This window comes from Enterococcus sp. AZ062, from assembly GCF_051715065.1.
In the GTDB taxonomy this organism is placed as follows: domain Bacteria; phylum Bacillota; class Bacilli; order Lactobacillales; family Enterococcaceae; genus Enterococcus_B; species Enterococcus_B mundtii.
Genome location: NZ_JBIOTB010000001.1, coordinates 160,550 through 176,517, shown reverse-complemented (window position 1 = coordinate 176,517; position 15,968 = coordinate 160,550). Strand labels below are relative to the sequence as shown.

Genomic DNA, 15,968 nt, shown 5'->3' with positions numbered 1-15,968 from the left:
GAATCTCGCGGATCAATGCGGATCTTGGATTCGTTTAAACATTCGTTCCATGTCTGAATTCGTAAAGTGGATCAATACCGGACGACCATGAGGACAGTTGAACGGATTCTCACATTTTGCTAAGTCTTTTAATAAGACCCTCGCTTGTGCTTCGTTCAAGTAGTGATTCGCTTTGATCGAGCGTTTACAGCTCATCATGATTGCTGTGGCTTCTCTGAATTTCTTCACACTCACTTCACCAGTTGTCAATAACATGTCGATCATCCCTTGAATGATCGATTCTTCTTCCCCACTTGGATACCATGTCGGATGCGCTCTTACGATAAAACTATTCTGACCAAATTCTTCCAGATAAATGCCTGCCTCTTCTAATAGTTCTTTCTTTTCTTTTAGCTTGATTGCATCACTATTAGGATAGTCTAAAACAAAAGGAACGAGTAATTCTTGCAAATCATCTGAAACATCGCCGATTTTTTCACGGAAATATTCATATTTTATCCGCTCTTGCGCAGCATGTTGATCAATGATGTATAAGCCTTCATTGCTTTGGGCAAATAGATAGGTCCCATGCATTTGGCCAAAATATTCAAGATGTGGGAAACGTTGTGTTGGTACTTCCTGCTCGACTTTACTGATTGCTTTCTCCAAAATTCGGCTATCTTGACTCATGTCAAACTCGGGATGCAACTTGCTTTCTTCTTGCTCAAAGCTTGGTTCTTCCTCTATGCTTTTCTCTTCTACTGATGCTGTTCGTTCTTCTTGTACTGAGTAGTTATCAACAGTGGATAAATGATTTTGCTGAAAGTTATCCACTGGTTTTTCTACAAAGTTATCAACACTTTCACCAGAGTTATCCACCGTTTTTTCCTCTTTTTCTGGATAATTCAGTGTATCTTCTGAAAAAACAGAAGAGTTTTCAACATTTTCCACAGACTTATCAACAGGATAGGCTGATTTTTGTGGATTTTCTTCCACGTAAAATGTACCTGTCTGGCGATCAAAATTTAAACTTTGGGGTTTCTTTGGTGGTTCCTCAAACGCATAAGAAAGATCGATTTCGATTTGTTCCGTTTTAGGTTGATCGGCGATTTTTTTCTTGAAACGTAAATTGTCTGCTGCACTAGGAATCAGATTTTCTTGACTTAGTGCTTGTTGAATCGCTTGTGCAATCAATTCAGTCAATTCTTTTTCCTTCGATAGACGAACTTCTTGCTTCGTTGGATGGACATTCACATCGACAAGCAACGGGTCCATTTTGACCTCTAAAACAGCAATTGGAAAACGACCAACCATCAGTTTAGAACCATAACCTGCCACGATTGCTTTGTTCAAGGAAAAGTTCTTGATAAAACGACCGTTGATGATCGTTGAAAGATAATTACGACTCGCACGAGTGACTTCTGGTAAAGAAATGTAACCAGAAACTTCAAAATCTAGATCTTTTGCTTCAACCTTCAACATTTTTTTCGCTGTCGCCAAACCATAGATTCCGGCAATCGTTTGTTTCAAATCTCCGTTACCAGCTGTTGCTAACATCTTGTTGCCATCATGGACTAAGCGAAAGGCGATGTTGGGATGGCTCAACGCTAGTCGATTGACGATATCGCCTATATTCGCCAATTCCGTTTGTAATGTCTTGACGTATTTTAACCGTGCAGGCGTGTTGAAAAACAAATTGCTCACTGTGATTTTCGTTCCTTGTCTCAATGGAGCAGGACGATGTGTCAACACTTCCCCACCTTTTAATTCAAGATAGGTCCCTTGTGTTTCATCTTGATTGGCTGTCTCGATCGTCAATTCAGAGACAGAAGCAATACTAGGAAGAGCTTCCCCTCGGAACCCTAATGTCCGAATGCGGAACAAGTCATCACGGTTATGGATTTTGCTCGTTGCGTGACGTTTGAACGCATTTTCAACGTCTTCTGCTAAGATTCCTTCACCGTTATCGATGATTTGGATTTTTCGTAAACCGGCTTCTTCTACGAGAATATCGATTTGAGAGCTATGGGCATCAATGGCATTTTCAACAAGTTCTTTCACCACAGAAGCAGGTCGTTCAACGACTTCTCCTGCGGCGATTTGATTGGCCAAGCGTTCGGATAATTCTTGGATCTTCGCCATCGATCAGCACCTTCTTCCTATAATTGTTTTTGCAGTTCGTACAATTTATTCAACGCATCCATTGGCGTCATTTCTAGTAGGTTCAACTGTTTCAATGCAGCAATGATTTGCGTTTCAGCTTCCGTTACTTCACCAAATAAAGATAGTTGTTGACTCTCTTCATTGACCTGATGGCTTGGTTGGTTGGTTTGTGACTTAGGATAGTCGCTTTTTTTCGTGACAGATGCTTCAAGTGCAGAGACATGGTGTGTCGTTTCTCCTGATTCTAAAAAGGCTAAGATCGCAGAGGCACGTGACAATAATTCATCTGGTAGACCCGCGATTTTAGCTACATGTATCCCGTAGCTTTTATCTGCCGGACCGTCCATCATCTTGTGTAAAAATACCACATCGCCATCTTTTTCGACTGCGCCAACATGAACATTTTTCAATTGCGGCAATTCTGTATCAAGCACCGTCAACTCATGGTAGTGCGTAGAAAACAACGTCTTGGCTTTGACGTGTTGATGAATGTACTCGATGATGGCTTGTGCTAATGCCATTCCATCGTAAGTTGCTGTTCCTCGACCGAGTTCATCAAATAATATCAAACTATTTGGTGTCGCATGACGCAATGCTTGATTGGCTTCCATCATTTCCACCATAAAGGTACTTTGTCCCGCAATCAAATCGTCACTCGCACCGATCCGAGTGAAGATTCGATCAAAAATCGGCAACACTGCTTTTTGTGCAGGAACAAAACAGCCCATCTGAGCCATCAAGACCGTCAATGCCAACTGACGCATATACGTACTTTTACCAGACATATTTGGTCCAGTAATCAATAAGATCATCTCTTCTTCCGACATGATCACACTATTCGGAATATATTCTTGATGCCCCAACACTTTTTCTACCACCGGATGACGTCCTTCTTCGATGACTAGTGTCTTTTGGTTAGTCAATTCTGGACGAACGTACTGATAACGTTCACTGATCGTCGCAAAACTTTGTAAGACATCTACAGTACTCAATGATTTTGCTAAGGTTTGCAATGGCTGGATTGCTTTTTTCACTTCTTCTCTAACAGCTAAAAAGAGTTGGTATTCTAGATCTACTGATTTTTCTTCCGCTTCTAGAATCTGTGTTTCTAATTCTTTTAATTCAGGTGTGATAAATCGTTCTGCATTGGCTAACGTTTGTTTACGTTCATATTTTTCCAGTTCAGCATTCATCAAATTCGCTTTCGTGATTTCAATATAATAACCAAACACTCGATTAAACCCAACTTTCAAATTTTTGATCCCTGTACTTTGGCGTTCGCGCGCTTCTAATTCTGCTAACCACTGTTTGCCATTTCTCATCGCAGAACGATAGGTGTCTAGCTGTTCATTGAAGCCATCTTTGATGACGTTTCCTTCAGTGATTTGTAAAGGTGCATCCTCTTGGATCGCTTGTTCGATCAACTCAACTAATGAATCCATTGGCTGCATATCTGTTAATAACTCTGACCATTGTCCTTGATCGATGCCTTCAATCAACCCGCGAATCATCGGTACTTGCTGCAATGATGTTTTTAACTGGATCAAATCTCGGCCGTTGACATTACCAAAAGCGACGCGTCCAGCTAAACGTTCTAAATCATAGACTTTCGTCAACGCACTCTGTAAATCAAGACGTTCAAAATAACTATTGATCAGCGATGCCACCATTTCTTGCCGAGCATTGATTTGATGGGATTGGATCAGCGGACGATCAAGCCATTGTTTTAGCAGACGTCCCCCCATCGCAGTTTTGGTTTCATCTAATAACCACAGAAGCGTGCCGTGTTTTTTTCCAGTACGGATCGACTGGCTTAATTCTAAATTGAATTTAGAATAATAATCCATCTTCAAGAAATGATCTGGTTGGTATTCGACCGCTTTTTGGATATGTGCCAAACTTCTTTTTTGGGTGACTGCTAAATAAGTAAGTAACTTCCCAGTCGCTTCCTTTTCTAATTCATCCGTCAACTCACTCGTTAGAAAATTGAATTCTGCATTTTCTTCTACACTTTCTTGTTTTGAGAAGACTAAGCCAAGTCTTGTGCTTAGTTGTTCATATAACGTTTCACTGATCTCTGTTCCTAGAATCAATTCTTTTGTTTGTAACGCGGAAGTTTCGTTCAAGACAGCTTCTTCGTCAAGTAAGCGGGCTGTTTTTAATTCGCCTGTACTCAAATCGGCATAAGCAAACCCAAAAGCGGAACCTTGATTGACCACCGCCGTCAGAAAGTTGTTGTCTTTGGCTGATAATCCTTTACTATCCATCACTGTTCCAGGAGTCACTAATTGCACGACTTCTCGTTTGACCATGCCTTTGGTCGTCTTTGGATCTTCGACTTGTTCACAAATCGCTACTTTGTAGCCTTTTTCGATCAAACTGTCGATATATCCTTGTGCAGAATGATGCGGTACCCCACACATCGGAATTGGATCATCCGCATTACGATTTCGACTAGTTAATGTCAGTTCTAAGATTTGTGCTGCTTTGACAGCATCTTCATAAAATAATTCATAAAAATCTCCGAGACGATAGAACAAAAAAGCATCTTGGTATTGTGCCTTGATGCTTAGATATTGTTCCATCATTGGAGTGTTCTTAGTTTTTTGAGGCATTATGCTCCTCCTCTATATACTCATTGATTTCATTTTGGATCATTTGAGTCAAGTGTTGCAATAACTCATTTGCTTCCATCAATTGACGGCGGTAAGCGATCACTAAAGGATATTCGTCGATAGATTGCGTCAAGACTTCGATCCGTTTGATCGCTTCTTTTTCTGCTTCTTTTTGCCCATAATGCGCATATTGTACTGCATCTTTTTGCGCTTGCTTCAATGCTTCTGTTTGTTGATTCAAGTAACGACTATGTTTCACTTTATGTTCCAATTCTTGATAACGTGTGATCGTTTCATTCTTCTTTAAAAGAGTCGCCAATTGGTCGACTTCTAATTGGATCGTCGTTTTGTCCTGCACATTCCCTCTCGCTTTCTATTCTCTGTAAGGGCGGTCATCGTTGATTTGGATCAATTGGATATCTTTTGCCTGTCCCGTCTGGTCGTCGATGTCCAAGATACAACCACTTAAAAGCCCTCGACCTTGTTCCACCACTTCAAAACGCTTTGGTAAAGCCGTTAAAAATTTTTCAATGACTGGTTCACGGCGCATCCCTAAAATCCCATCATATGGACCCGTCATACCGACATCCGTCAAATACGCCGTTCCTTGTGGTAAGATTCGTGCATCGTTCGTTTGAACGTGCGTGTGTGTACCGACTACAGCAGATACTTTTCCATCTAAAAACCAGCCCATTGCTTGTTTTTCACTCGTCGTTTCTCCATGAAAATCAACAAAAATGATCGGTGTTCTTTTCCGAGCTTCTTCGACTAACTCGGTCATTTTACGAAATGGATCATCTAAATCAACCATAAATGAACGAGCTTGCATATTGATGACCGCCAGTTCCAATTGATTGACTTTGACAAAAACGATTCCTTGCCCAGGCGTTCCTTCTGGAAAATTTGCTGGACGAACCATTTTTTTCGCATCATCGATAAATTCAAAAATATCACGATTGTCCCACGTATGATTCCCCATCGTCACGACATCTACGCCATCTTGCAGAAACTTCTTATAAATTTTCTCTGTGATCCCACGACCTGAAGCCGCATTCTCACCATTCACGATCGTCATTTGTGGACGATATTTTTTCTTCAAGCGAGGGAGATATTCTGTGATCATTTCTCTACCCATCGCACCTACTACATCACCAATAAACAATACCCGCACACGATTTCCTCTTCTCTTCTAACGTATCTTATATTATAAGTGTTTTAGTAAAGAAAGGAAAGAGGTTGTAATAGAAGCTGTTTTCTAGAATATCAAGAAAGGGTATTTTGAACTAACTAGCAACAGCTTTTTATAACTTTATTCTCTAACTATGTAAATTGATCAAAATTTATTTTTTAATTTTTTTACTAAGTAAACAATAGACAGGGCTAAACCTGTGAAGAGCATGAACAAAAACAGCAATTTCAAAACCAAAACGACGTGTACGATGATGTCTCCCATGATATCACCTCCTATTTTAAAGAAGTCAGATAGTACCTATCTGATAATATGATAGCATATCGTTTATGTATCATAATGAGGTAAAAAAAGAGAGGACATTCAATCAGAAAAATCCTGTTGCGTGCCCTCTTTTTAACTAAAATTATTGTTGTATGAACTTTGCAATTTAAATCAAAGCTAATTCTTTCAAAGCCTTCCAAATACCATCTTGATCATTCGTATCTGTGACCATTTTTGCTTCCGCTTGAACTTCTGGTACGGCATTCCCCATTGCCACCCCAATACCAGACATGCGAAGCATTTCGCGATCATTTTGTCCGTCACCAAAACTGATGACGTCTTCTGGCGCAATCCCTACTCGATTGGCTAGGTTCATGATCGTTACCGCTTTGGAACCATCGTGTGGCACCACATCGACACTATTTTCGTGCCAACGCACAAACCGAATACGATCATAAGCGCTGAATTGTTGATCATAGGAATGGTCAAAGAAAGCTAATGCTTGATAGACATCCTGTTTTTCAACAAAGTATTCGTCCAATTCTGGTAAATGTGCACCAAATGAATGCATCGCATCTTCCATCATATCGATACGATTAGATGAAAAGCGTTTGATTGAATCTAAACTAACAAATGCTGTATCAATATCCTTTTCTTGCGCTTCTTGAATAAATTGGTGTAATTGTTCTTGATCCAGCAAATTTTTATAGACTTGTTCATGATCCAAAAATCCGGCTGCACCGTTACATAGAATATAATTGCTAAATGCTAGATCACGGATAACTTCTTGTGCGTGAAAGCGACTACGCCCTGTAGCAATCGTCACTAAATGTCCATCTTTACGCAGTTTTTCCAAGGCTTCCCTTGTACTGTCCAATGCCTGTTTGTTGGAATCTAACAACGTGCCGTCGATATCAAAAGCAATTAATTTGCGTGTCATTCTATCTCGCCTCTCTATAAATACTTACTTGCTTCTCTCGTTGCAAGCTTGCTTAATTCTTTTGTCAATTGTTCTTTTACCCAAAGTGGATTTGTTTTGCTATAGTCCCGCAACGCCCAACCAATAGCCTTTTGAATAAAAAATTCCTTTGTTGAACGATCTGCGTCAATCGCTCGTTCGAGTAGAGCGACATCTGTCTCTTCTTTGAACCCTAGTTGCAGGGTGATCGCAATTCGCCTTAACCAAAAGTCTTCTTGACCTTCAAATAATTTGAAAACCGCCTCAACTTCTTGGTGAAGTTTTCCCCACGTGCTGTAGACTTTTTGCCAAGAATCAATACTGTCCCACCATTCCTTCTGTGAGACAAGCTCAAGTAACCATACTAAGTTATCAAAAGAAAGACGCTTGACGTTCTTTTGGACTAAATCGATCGCTAAATACTGATACTCCCGTTCTTCCTGCATATAATAATCTTTTACTAATAAAAGTAAGTCTGAAATAGGTATCTTCTGGCTTTCTTTTAAAAGAGCCTTTTGTAGTAACGCTCTTTCTGGCTTAGGAACTCCTGCAAATCGGAAATGATGCTTCATGTAAGCTTCCATCTGCTGAGCTTTTTCTTTATTATTCGGAAAAACAATTGTCTCCAAGGGATGGCCTCCTTCGATTTTTAAAGGAACGAACTAGTCAACATAGGATGATTTTGATTGATTCAACCATGCATAACCTAAACCAATGACTAAACCACCACCAACGTAATTCCCAATCAACGCAAAGGAAAGATTGTGGATCACATTACCAACAGTCATGGCATCCATCTGCCCACCTGAAACAAAATAAGCTAATGTGAATGCCGGGAAGTTGGCAATAACGTGTTCATAGCCTAAAAAAGCAAAAATGAAAATAATGAAAACAATCGCTAAGACTTTCCCTGCATCATCTTTCATTCGCATACTAATCAATACCGCTGTATTTACTACAATGTTGGCAAACATTGCTTCCACCAAAATGGTTGTTGTCGGTTTCGTCAATTTGACTGCAATCGACTCTAACATATAATTATCCATCGGCAGATCTTGGAATGGTGTCGTCAAAGAAATTAAAAAGCCAAATAATACCCCACCAATCAAGTTAAATAAAATACAAGTAAACAGAATTTTTGCAGCTAGACCTAATTTTAACCGCTTACGTTGGACCCCGACCGACATATAAAGCATATTTGAGGTACCAAGTTCAGCATTCATGTATAAAATCATGACTAACGACCAACTAAACATAAACGCATAAAGTATCTTTCCAAATCCATGAGCAATATGCTCACCTTTGATTGCAATCGAAAAAGCAACAGCAGTTCCAAGTGTCAAGAACAAACTGGCTAATAAAGCACGCACGGCATAACGGGCGTAACTATTTCCGATCAAATCAACTTTCTTTTCGATTGATGCCTCAATCTTTTCAAACAACGGTGATACTGGGTTCATCTCTTTTCTCCTTTAAGATTTGTTCAATTATTTTCATGCTTTTGGCATATACCCTCTTATTCTATAGACAGAACTGGGGTTTGTAAAGCTTTTTTGCTACTTATTCTCTTGACATTGATAGGTCATATCGCTTATACTGTAGTTCGTGTAAAATAATGCAGCAGAAAAATAATAACTCGTCCCTAGTTTGTTGCCCCGCTTCGGGTTCAATTGCGTAACCGCGGCTGCAAAGGTGAAGATTGAAGAACAAACTATACGATTATGAATTTTTTAACGGATTATTTTACTCCAAAAAATATAGTTATCTATTGGAGGAAATTTTAATGTCTCGTTATACAGGACCATCATGGAAAATTTCTCGTCGCCTAGGTATTTCATTATCTGGCACAGGAAAAGAATTAGCACGTCGCCCTTACGCTCCAGGTCAACATGGACCAAACAGCCGTGGCAAACAATCAGAATACGGTATGCAATTAACTGAAAAACAAAAATTACGTCATATGTACGGTATGAACGAACGTCAATTCCGTAACTTGTTCGTTAAAGCAAGCAAAATCAAAGAAGGTAAACACGGGGTTAACTTCATGATCTTACTAGAACAACGTTTAGACAATGTTGTTTATCGTTTAGGTCTTGCAACTACTCGTCGTCAAGCACGTCAATTAGTTAACCATGGTCATATCATGGTTGATGGCAAACGTGTTGATATCCCTTCATACCACGTTGCAGTTGGTCAAGTGATTTCAGTTCGTGAAAAATCACAAAACATCTCAACTGTAAAAGAAGCAGTTGAAGCAACTGTTGGACGTCCAGCATTCGTAAGCTTTGACGCTGAAAAATTAGAAGGTTCATTGACTCGTTTACCAGAACGTGACGAATTGTACCCAGAAATTGACGAAGCACTTGTCGTTGAATACTACAACCAAAGCCTATAATTCAAAAAACTTTGGTACAAAAAAAACCGGCTATCCTTTGGATAGCTGGTTTTTTTAGGTTGTGAAAAAAGCGCTTAGCACTAAGGCATAAGCCAGAAAAATCGAAAATGGCTGTTTCATTTTTGATTTTTTTGGCTTATGTCCGAAGTGTTGCTTTTTGAACACCGTTTATCGAGGTTGTGAAAAAGCTGATTAGCTCCAAGTAATAAGGCAAGGCCTGGGAAAATAGTTCTCCATATTTTTCCAAGTCTTGCCTTATTATCGTAGGAGTTGGCTTTTGAACACCGTTTATCAAGGTTGTGAAAGAAGCGTTTTGACTTGAGCAGTAAGATAGAAAATCAGAAAATAACTGTTCATATTTTTTGATTTTTTAGCTTAATGTTGAAGGTCAGCTTTTTGAACACTGTTTATCGAGGTTGTGAAAAAGCTGATTAGCTCCAAGTAATAAGAAATAATGTCCCCGTGTCTTTTCTTCGCTCGGACACACATAAAAAGATAGACCTCAAAACAACGTACGTATTCCGTTGAGTCGAGTGCTATCTTTTTATGTTGGCTTTAGCAGGTTCAGTTGTATCCATGACTCGAACAATAGCAAGAGAAATCAATTTGTATTCGCTACTTGGGTGATAAAACAGCTAAGTTTTTGATGTTCTCAATCGTTCTCTGAAGATACAGCTTTTAACTGCCACTTCCCACTTGGTTTAGACGAGGAAAAGAACATGTCCTCTACAGTGTGATGCTTCAAATTTCATAAACTGTCTCGCATCATTGCTTTTCCAATGAAATGTGTCCTTTAAGCAAGCAACTGCTTAGTTTCTCCCTTTATCAATGGTGGATAGACATGTTAACTTGTCACTTTCACAGTTGCTGATTATTGGCACATTCATTCGTCAAACAGCTTTTAGTTACCCATGGCAAATCGATGAATGTTCACTGGCCGTTTCAACCAACAAACCAGTTCATTGACTAGGTTGGGCACCTATCTGTAGAAAGATCATGAATGATCATCCTCATTTTTCTATGTGCCAAAATATAGTTGATTATGTTATATAAAAATTATATCACGTATCAAAACACTTGCTATTCATACTTTTTCTCACATTTGGAAATATTTTTGTACTCTTACTTCTTATGTGCGTTTTCAAAATATATCATAAAGAGACTTTACATTTATTTTCTCTTCCTCTATAATTTCGTTAACCACAAAAATAAAAAATGTTAACGAAAGGAGAACGGATGACAAAATCATTAAAAGAACTTATACTCGTTGCCGAATTTACAGCAATTATTGCAGTCCTCTCACAATTTACTATCCCATTAGGTTTGGTTCCTCTTACTGGCCAGACTTTTGCGATTGGCTTGACCGCCACATTTCTTGGGAAACGTGCTGGTACTCTCGCTGTTTGTATGTATCTCTTATTAGGATTGATCGGACTACCCGTCTTTTCTGGCATGACTGGGGGAATGGGCATCTTATTCGGACCATCAGGCGGCTACCTTTTTGGTTTTATTCTTCAGTCTTTCGTCATTGGTTGGTGGATTGAGAAGACCAATTCTCGCTTTTTCCACGCTTGGTGTGCCAATCTATTCGGCTCTCTTCTTGCTTTAGTTGTAGGTACGCTTTGGTTATCATTTAGTAGTCATTTGCCAGTTCAAACTGCGCTATTGAGCGGATTCGTCCCATTCTTGTTGCCAGAGTTGCTCAAAAGTACAGGAGCAGCTTATGTTGGCACTACTTTAAGAAAAAGATTACGGTTCAACATTCAAAAATTAGTTTAAAAAATTAATAGGATAAAAAAGAAAAACTTTAAAAATAAGCGATATCCGCCAAATAGAGCAACTATTTTTTGGCGGATATCGCTTATTCTCATAGCCAGACACTTCTATAATCATCTAGTTATACCATTTCATTTTTCACTATCAACTTATTATTCGTCGTATAGATGAAGGACAGAAAGAAAACAAAGGCTTGCAGTGGGAAGATCACCATTCGCTCCGTCAACCCTAAAATATTCCATCCTTGTGCCATTCCAATTGGATTCAATGCGCCAAAGAAAGTGATCAATATTGCGGTAGCAATACATATTTTTCCTAACGTACGTAGTTTTTCTTGTTTAAGATAACCAAACCCAATAAGGAATAAAGAAGATATAGTAGTAAATACGACAAGGATCGTCACAACAATATGCATCGTATTTTGGAAATTCATATCCGCCTTATCGCCTGTCAATGGAAATAGTTTATAGCCTACCACTGTAGTGCTTGCCATCACAAGAAAAATCAGATAACCGATCCGAGTCATCCCATGATACTTTTCAAAGGCTTTCACGACCATTCCAATGACAAATAGTAAAAAGCCTATACCATAGATAAGCAGGATCATATTCAATAAATTCGCATTTGGCGCACCAATGGCGGTTAAAGAACTGATGTCTGTCGTGATTGGATCATATGATTCCCAAAGGTATTGCCCAAGAAACACATGTACAAAATAAGCAACTACACTAACCATTCCAAGAGGCATCAACCAAACGATCACTTTCATACGTTTCCCCCACTTATTCTTCTTTCAGCTATTTAAGCAACCATCCACCATCGATTGGAACGATTGCTCCATGGATATAACTCGCTTGAGGCGTCGCAAGAAATAACGTCAATTCTGCTACTTCTTCCGGCTGTGCCCAACGCTTAACAGGCGTTTCTTCTGCGACCCATTTGGCCATCTCTCCGTCACCTGCAAAATCAGCTGCATTCATCGGTGTTTGGATGGCGCCTGGTGCGATGGCTTTTACACGTATCCCTTGCGCAGCATAATCAAGGGCTAACTGTTTCATGAAGCCGATGATTGCATGTTTGGCGCTCGTATACGCGATTCCACCACCGCCAGCCACCATACCTGCAATGGAGGCCATATTGATGATCGTTCCCGTTTGCTTTTCGAGCATATCAGGCAACACTTGTTTTGTTAATCGAAAGAGGCTTTTCACATTGACCTCATAGATCCGATCCCAAAGTGTTTCGTCTGTTTCTAATAAAGGCTTGTAGCCATCAAGAATCCCCGCGGTATTCAATAAGATTGAAATATCGCCGACTTTTTCATGACACGTAGTGACCGCTTGTTCAATCACTTCTTTTTGTGAAATATCACCGAGAAATGAGATAAAATGCGTAGGGTATTTTTTTGCTAGTTCTTCCATCTTACCCACTTTCAGATCTACGCCAAATACTTTCGCTCCTTGATTTAAAAAAGCTTCTGCTTGTGCAGCACCGATTCCTTGAGCGGCGCCTGTCACAAAGACGACTTGATTCGCTAAGTCCGGATAATGATTCGTCATTCAACGATCATCCAATCTTCTGCTAGAATATCGCAAACGGTTGGCGCAAAGCTAGAAAATCCTTCGTCGCTCGTTTTGATCAGAAAATAAGGCGTTACTGGACAACCATCAAATTCATCATCGGATACCAGAACAACATATAATTCAAATCCACTCCAACCTTTTCTAATAACCTTTGCACCTGTTTTTAACTGTGGCAATACTTCTTCAAATGTCATGATTTTTTCTCTCTTTCTTTGTTTTGATTTCTTTGATTTTATCAAATAAACGGATATAATCCGAGAGTTCAAGTTCATCTGTGACGATGAAATAGTCTAGATCCGCCCAAGGTTTGCGATGGATCTTGCTTGTGGATAGTAATAGATCGACCTCTCTTCCTCGATAATCCGCTGGTAAAAAGTACAACTGATACTCCTCTCTGAAAAAGTGCCTTAGGTTTTCTTTTAGTAATTCTTCTTCAAAAAGAGGAAAGTCCGTCATCAGTAAAATAGTGACTTGTGGTAATTGTCGATCAAAAACACGCATCGTTTTTAACACGGTTAGATACCTTCGCATCAAGAATGTCGCATTCTCATAGACCCACTCGTCTGCACGTTGTGTTGCTCGATTGAAAAAATTCAGCAACCATTGTTTTAATGACTCATTTTCACTAATGAAGTGTCTAGAAAAATTGCTACCTTCCCCATCAACCATTTCCTTCGCATGAGGAAACAAGTACGCGAACAGGTGACTACTAAGCAAATAGTTCTCTGCTTCTTTGGTGAATGATTCCTCGGTCAACTGCTTTTCTTCACAGTATGCTGCTAACGCATTCTTCATTTCTAATAGAGCTATAAAAGGAGCGGTTTGTTGTTTTCGGTGAAAAGCAAAAATCTGCTGACGGATTCCTGACGATTGATAATATTCTTCTCTGGTCATCAGCACTAGAAATAGTGCACCTAATTCTTCTTTCCCTTGGAAATAGTTTGGAAAAAAAGGCGCCATCCACTGACTGAATGCTTCAAAGAGTGGATTTTTTTCAATCAACTGTCGTTTTTTATTATTTAAAACCACAAAATGTTTTTGGGATTTACGTAAGAAAAATGCACCTAACATGTACTCTAATCGCCGTTTCTTGATCTCATTCAACCGAACATCAAAAAACTGTAAAATCTGGTCAGCAATTTGTTTGACGTCCTGTTGTGGAATAGTTTCGAAGGGCCAAACTTTACCACGAAATAACTGCCAAAAAGTCATATGTAGGTATAATCGAATGATTTCTTCTTCTCCACACGCGATATAGCTTCCTCTTTTGAGTTGGATACCATACCTCGAAAATTGTTCTTTCCAATCATTGATTTTCCGATGAGCAGTTGACTCACTGATATAATGCTTTTGTGAGAATTGATAGAGCGTATGAAATTCTTCAAAAAAAATGTCGTGCAATAGCTGGTATTTAAGCGTACTTTGCACGAGGTAAATCAAAAAGCGTTCACGTTCAATAGGATCCAGAGAATCATAAAAATGATAACCCGATCGATGATTCTTCGTAAATAAAGATTGCTCTTTTCCACTGAATAATTGATAATTTTTGATCAATTCAACTAAATATCTGGTTACACTTCGTGCGTCTAGTTGAACCTTTTGTGCAAGTTGTGCCGCTGTGTGCCCTACCTGATCCTCAAAGCTTTCGAGTAAGAGCACTTTATAATATAAGTCTTTGTCAAAACGTTTTAAGTACTCAGAAGACAAATACAACGACTTCACCCCTTATCGACTATTTTCCTCATTGTAGCATATAATCCTTATTGAAACACCAAAACAGACAAGCTAAGGAGGCATTCAATTAAAGTAATTCCCTTCTTTTTGTAGACGATTCACTCATCGTGCATCGTGCGATTATTCGTTCCATTTCAGTTTCATTTTTTTCTGAAATTTTCAAAAAATGTTTGTTGATAGCAACAATATTTGATAAAATTCACTATTTATTTTTGATATATTTATAGTTAGGGTTGGTGTTTTGTGTCATAGGGTTTTATCAATGTGTCGACTGTTGCTCGGATTTCTTTCTATAAAGAAGTCGTTTTTTATTTTGCACTTATCACGACAACAGAAGTACACCTCTTACGAAACACTTCACCCGCTGTGTTGTTGTTTCTTTTTTATATTTTCAATAAATTAATGGAGGGTATTATGGATTATTCACTTATGACCCGTCTAGCGGCGGAACTACTTGGTACAGCATTATTGATCGTTTTAGGTAATGGTGCTGTCGCAAACGTAGATTTAAAAGGAACAAAAGGATATGGCAGTGACTGGATGCTGATTGCTGTTGGTTATGGTTTTGGTGTGATGATGCCAGCAATGATTTTTGGTGGCATTAGCGGAAATCATATCAATCCGGCATTTACGATTGCTTTAGCCTCTAATGGTTTATTCCCTTGGGCAGAAGTCGTACCTTATATCGTTGCACAATTACTTGGAGCAGCTCTTGGACAATTGATCGTGGTCGCTTGTTACAAACCTTATTACGATCAAACTGAAGATGTAAACCATGTCTTAGGAACTTTCTCAACTATCAACAGTGTTGGTTCTAAATTCAATGGTTTCGTCAACGAATTCTTCGGTTCATTCGTCTTATTCTTTGGCGCATTAGGTATCACAAAAGCACCTTTCTTCCAAGATAACTTAGGAACAGCTCACTTAGCTCTTGGTTTCTTAGTTTGGACATTGGTCGCTTCACTAGGAGGTCCTACAGGTCCTGGATTGAACCCAGCACGTGACTTTGCACCTCGTTTGGTTCATGCGTTGTTACCATTGAAACATAAAGGTTCTTCACAATGGGATTACGCTTGGGTTCCAGTTGTGGCACCGATTTGTGCCGGTATTGTAGCAGTATTTGTCTACAAAGCATTATTTATGGCATAAAATTAATGAGTACTATAAAAACGGAAATCTTTGGAAGCAATTCCTTAGATTTCCGTTTTTTATTGATTTCAAGTCTAAAATCATCCTCTGATTGGCTTATTATCCTTTGAATCATCTTTATGCCAGTTTCTTTGTTTATCGGATATCTTCAATACTTGTTTTT

14 protein-coding genes are annotated in these 15,968 nt (G+C 39.1%); 3 read left to right on the top strand and 11 right to left on the bottom strand.

Going from position 1 to position 15,968, the window contains the following annotated elements; genetic code table 11:
* Positions 1–12 precede the first annotated feature (12 nt).
* From mutL to IGJ00_RS00820, 7 genes are all read right to left on the bottom strand, one after another.
* Positions 13–2,121, bottom strand: coding sequence for a DNA mismatch repair endonuclease MutL (gene mutL / locus IGJ00_RS00850; RefSeq protein ID WP_074800056.1), 2,109 nt, complete (start codon positions 2,119–2,121; stop codon positions 13–15).
* Between the two features lie 17 nt (positions 2,122–2,138).
* Positions 2,139–4,727 carry a DNA mismatch repair protein MutS gene (gene mutS, locus IGJ00_RS00845; protein WP_373865789.1) on the bottom strand — a complete coding sequence of 863 codons (2,589 nt, stop codon included), beginning with the start codon at positions 4,725–4,727 and terminating at the stop codon, positions 2,139–2,141.
* A 13-nt stretch (positions 4,728–4,740) separates the two neighbouring features.
* Positions 4,741–5,115 (bottom strand): YlbF family regulator, encoded by a 375-nt coding sequence (locus IGJ00_RS00840; protein ID WP_065095881.1) that lies wholly within the window; start codon positions 5,113–5,115, stop codon positions 4,741–4,743.
* Positions 5,116–5,130: 15 nt separating this feature from the next.
* Positions 5,131–5,928: a TIGR00282 family metallophosphoesterase gene (locus IGJ00_RS00835; protein ID WP_023518925.1), complete on the bottom strand. Its 798-nt coding sequence runs from the start codon at positions 5,926–5,928 to the stop codon at positions 5,131–5,133.
* Between the two features lie 448 nt (positions 5,929–6,376).
* A complete protein-coding gene (locus IGJ00_RS00830; protein ID WP_071866085.1) occupies positions 6,377–7,150 on the bottom strand; it encodes an HAD family hydrolase in 774 nt (257 codons plus the stop codon).
* A gap of 14 nt (positions 7,151–7,164) precedes the next feature.
* Positions 7,165–7,797, bottom strand: a complete 633-nt coding sequence (locus IGJ00_RS00825) for a DNA alkylation repair protein (protein WP_066026303.1) — start codon at positions 7,795–7,797, stop codon at positions 7,165–7,167.
* 33 nt (positions 7,798–7,830) lie between these two features.
* Positions 7,831–8,628, bottom strand: a complete 798-nt coding sequence (locus IGJ00_RS00820; protein ID WP_010734405.1) for a formate/nitrite transporter family protein — start codon at positions 8,626–8,628, stop codon at positions 7,831–7,833.
* A gap of 323 nt (positions 8,629–8,951) precedes the next feature.
* Between IGJ00_RS00820 and rpsD the strand changes: the two genes are divergently transcribed.
* On the top strand, positions 8,952–9,563 hold the full coding sequence (rpsD, locus tag IGJ00_RS00815) for a 30S ribosomal protein S4 (protein WP_010734406.1): 612 nt from the start codon (positions 8,952–8,954) through the stop codon (positions 9,561–9,563).
* Between the two features lie 1,236 nt (positions 9,564–10,799).
* Entirely contained in the window at positions 10,800–11,342 is a 543-nt protein-coding gene (locus tag IGJ00_RS00810) for a biotin transporter BioY (protein ID WP_071868039.1), read from the top strand.
* 118 nt (positions 11,343–11,460) lie between these two features.
* Here the strand turns inward: IGJ00_RS00810 and IGJ00_RS00805 are convergent, their stop codons facing one another.
* Genes IGJ00_RS00805 through IGJ00_RS00790 form a run of 4 tightly spaced genes read right to left on the bottom strand, consistent with a single transcriptional unit; the run spans position 11,461 to position 14,635 of the window.
* Complete coding sequence (locus IGJ00_RS00805) at positions 11,461–12,108, bottom strand: DUF998 domain-containing protein (protein ID WP_086335314.1); 648 nt, start codon at positions 12,106–12,108, stop codon at positions 11,461–11,463.
* A gap of 28 nt (positions 12,109–12,136) precedes the next feature.
* On the bottom strand, positions 12,137–12,898 hold the full coding sequence (locus IGJ00_RS00800) for a 3-oxoacyl-ACP reductase (protein ID WP_438844013.1): 762 nt from the start codon (positions 12,896–12,898) through the stop codon (positions 12,137–12,139).
* Positions 12,895–13,116: a DUF2829 domain-containing protein gene (locus IGJ00_RS00795; RefSeq protein WP_010734410.1), complete on the bottom strand. Its 222-nt coding sequence runs from the start codon at positions 13,114–13,116 to the stop codon at positions 12,895–12,897. Before IGJ00_RS00795 ends, IGJ00_RS00800 begins: the two co-directional genes overlap by 4 nt.
* Positions 13,106–14,635 carry a helix-turn-helix domain-containing protein gene (locus IGJ00_RS00790; protein WP_195514500.1) on the bottom strand — a complete coding sequence of 510 codons (1,530 nt, stop codon included), beginning with the start codon at positions 14,633–14,635 and terminating at the stop codon, positions 13,106–13,108. Before IGJ00_RS00790 ends, IGJ00_RS00795 begins: the two co-directional genes overlap by 11 nt.
* A gap of 435 nt (positions 14,636–15,070) precedes the next feature.
* Here IGJ00_RS00790 and IGJ00_RS00785 point away from each other — a divergent pair, with 435 nt between their 5' ends.
* A complete protein-coding gene (locus tag IGJ00_RS00785; protein ID WP_071868043.1) occupies positions 15,071–15,805 on the top strand; it encodes an MIP/aquaporin family protein in 735 nt (244 codons plus the stop codon).
* The last annotated feature ends 163 nt before the right edge of the window (positions 15,806–15,968 follow it).

Coding starts and splice junctions, on each gene's coding strand:
- IGJ00_RS00795 (WP_010734410.1), bottom strand. CDS start 13,116: ATGACATTTGAAGAAGTATTGCCACAGTTAAAAACAGGTGCAAAGGTT.
- IGJ00_RS00800 (WP_438844013.1), bottom strand. CDS start 12,898: ATGACGAATCATTATCCGGACTTAGCGAATCAAGTCGTCTTTGTGACA.
- IGJ00_RS00785 (WP_071868043.1), top strand. CDS start 15,071: ATGGATTATTCACTTATGACCCGTCTAGCGGCGGAACTACTTGGTACA.
- IGJ00_RS00805 (WP_086335314.1), bottom strand. CDS start 12,108: ATGAAAGTGATCGTTTGGTTGATGCCTCTTGGAATGGTTAGTGTAGTT.
- rpsD (WP_010734406.1), top strand. CDS start 8,952: ATGTCTCGTTATACAGGACCATCATGGAAAATTTCTCGTCGCCTAGGT.
- IGJ00_RS00820 (WP_010734405.1), bottom strand. CDS start 8,628: ATGAACCCAGTATCACCGTTGTTTGAAAAGATTGAGGCATCAATCGAA.
- mutL (WP_074800056.1), bottom strand. CDS start 2,121: ATGGCGAAGATCCAAGAATTATCCGAACGCTTGGCCAATCAAATCGCC.
- IGJ00_RS00830 (WP_071866085.1), bottom strand. CDS start 7,150: ATGACACGCAAATTAATTGCTTTTGATATCGACGGCACGTTGTTAGAT.
- IGJ00_RS00810 (WP_071868039.1), top strand. CDS start 10,800: ATGACAAAATCATTAAAAGAACTTATACTCGTTGCCGAATTTACAGCA.
- mutS (WP_373865789.1), bottom strand. CDS start 4,727: ATGGAACAATATCTAAGCATCAAGGCACAATACCAAGATGCTTTTTTG.